General features: G+C 68.6%; 2 protein-coding genes and 1 pseudogene. 2 read left to right on the plus strand and 1 reads right to left on the minus strand.

Going from position 1 to position 2,017, the window contains the following annotated elements; all coding sequences use genetic code 11:
• Positions 1 to 342: pseudogene (locus tag RWX45_RS00060) on the minus strand (mannitol dehydrogenase family protein); the annotation flags it as partial.
• A 380-nt stretch (positions 343 to 722) separates the two neighbouring features.
• Between RWX45_RS00060 and RWX45_RS00065 the strand changes: the two are divergent.
• A complete protein-coding gene (locus RWX45_RS00065; protein ID WP_316021759.1) occupies positions 723 to 851 on the plus strand; it encodes a hypothetical protein in 129 nt (42 codons plus the stop codon).
• On the plus strand, positions 848 to 1,915 hold the full coding sequence (locus RWX45_RS00070) for a LacI family DNA-binding transcriptional regulator (protein WP_316021760.1): 1,068 nt from the start codon (positions 848 to 850) through the stop codon (positions 1,913 to 1,915). The genes RWX45_RS00065 and RWX45_RS00070 overlap by 4 nt, the downstream gene beginning before the upstream one ends.
• The last annotated feature ends 102 nt before the right edge of the window (positions 1,916 to 2,017 follow it).

Consider the following 2,017-nt stretch of genomic DNA (forward strand, 5'->3'; position numbering starts at 1 on the left):
GGCCAGGCCCTCGCTCAGGCCCGCGATGGCGCGCAGGTCGCGGCTGCCGTCGGGGTTGAGGGTGACCGACAGGGTGAGCAGGTCGTGGTCGGCGAGCCGGGCGTCGAATCCCGCCGGGTCGGTGGTGACGACGGCAGTGATCGGCCAGTGCTGACCGGAGGCGATAAGGTCATCGGCGATGCGGGCCAGGTAGATGCGGAAGATGTTGCCCGGCCCCAGGTGCAGCCAGCGAGGACTTCGCCGACCGGCCGCCTGCATGGCGGCAACATCGAAGCCGGGGGTGGCAACACCGGCCGCGCGAAGGGCCTCGCGGTCCTGCAGGCCGTCAATGGTCAGTCTCATGAGCGGTCGGGTCCTTTGCCGTGGATGTAGTTCGGTGCAGCGTGGCGACTTCGCGACACTGCGCAACAAAGACGCGTCCGTGCCCGTGCACCTCTCAGGCGTGCCGAAACGTGTCACTGACAGGTTCTCCCCCAGCCGCCCCTCATGGCCATGGTTGCCACGAGTTGCCATACTGGATGCAAAGCAACGCTCTCTCGCCCCGCGGTCGCCCTCACCATCGCCGCCAGCCCCGTCTGGCAACAATCGGCAATCCACAGGCGGGACAGGGGCCATGTTGTGGAATCAGGATGCTGTTTGTCGCGCAGGATTCTGCGGGATCATTGTGGCGCGACGACGCAGTGTCGCAGACTTCGAGTATGGCAACAGGTGAAGGAGCCTCCATGCTGTCCGTACGTTCTTCATCATCACGTACCGTCATGAACCTTGACGGCGTGTGGCGCTTCCAGCTCGATCCCGACGACCACGGCCGCAGCGAGCACCGATTGACTATGCGCGCGGAGGAGACATGAGCACCACCGACGCCGCGGCTAACACCCCGCCCGCACGCCGCAAGGCCGTCACCATCTATGACATCGCCGTCCGGGCCGGCGTGGCTCCCTCCACCGTCTCCCGGGCCCTGTCCCGTCCCGGGCGGGTGTCCACCGAGACCTCTGACCGCATTCTGCAGGTGGCCGAGGAGCTCGGCTACAAGCACGCCCGGCCGCGCCGCTCGCCGAGCTCGGTGGAGGACACCTACGTCATTGCCCTGGTCATTGCCGACGTCAGCAACCCCTTCTTCAGTCAGGTCATGATCGGCCTGCAGGAGTCGGCCCGCGCTAACGGGTACACGGTGCTGCTCATCGACTCTCGCGAGGACGCGTCCGAGGAGCGGGCCGCCATTGAACGGGTGCTGCACCTCATCGACGGGGTAGTTTTGTCCGCCTCCCGGATGAGCAACTCGGCCATCCAGCAGTTCAACCGGGCCGTGCCCGTAGTCTCGCTCAACCGTCAGGTTCCCGGCATCACCTCGATCCTGCCGGATTCCGCCCAGGGCATGCGCGCCGTCGTCGAGCACCTGGCCGAGTACGGGCACACCTCGGTCACCTACCTGGCGGGGCCAGCGGATTCCTGGGCCAATGGCGCCCGCTGGGAGGCGCTGACGCAGGCCTGCCACGCGCTCGGCGTGCGACCCCGCCGGATCGGTCCCTTCCCACCAACCATCGGCGGCGGCGTGCGCGCATTGGACGCATGGAGGCGGCGCCCCACGACCGCCGTCGTCGGCTACAACGACGTCCTGGCCATCGGCTTTATGAAATCCGCGCTCGCCCACGGGCTGCGAGTGCCGGAAGATGTGTCCGTCATCGGGATCGACAACGCCGGTCTGTCCACCCTGACGAACCCGGGACTGACCTCGCTCGCCGCCGGGTCGCGGAGACTGGGTGCGCGTGCCGCCACCGCGATCGTCGGTCATCTGCGGCACCGCTCGCAGCCGCAGCCCGCCGTGACCGTTCTGGAGATGTCGCTGCAGGAGCGCCAGAGCGTGGGACCGGCGGCCGTCCCGATCCCGACGCCGACGACGCTGTGCGCCACGTGAATGAGCCTCCGGCACGCGCCCAAGCAAGCGCCGTCGCTTCCCGGGCTTGGCGCCCCGGGCCGCGAGCCCGGCCCGCCCGACCGACCCGCCCGGTCTCCAGGC

It is taken from the genome of Actinomyces sp. MRS3W (assembly GCF_032465695.1).
Classification (GTDB): Bacteria; Actinomycetota; Actinomycetes; order Actinomycetales; family Actinomycetaceae; genus Actinomyces.

Bases quoted from the DNA above. Each gene is read 5' to 3' on its own strand.
- RWX45_RS00065 (WP_316021759.1), top strand. From the start codon at position 723: ATGCTGTCCGTACGTTCTTCATCATCACGTACCGTCATGAACCTTGAC.
- RWX45_RS00070 (WP_316021760.1), top strand. From the start codon at position 848: ATGAGCACCACCGACGCCGCGGCTAACACCCCGCCCGCACGCCGCAAG.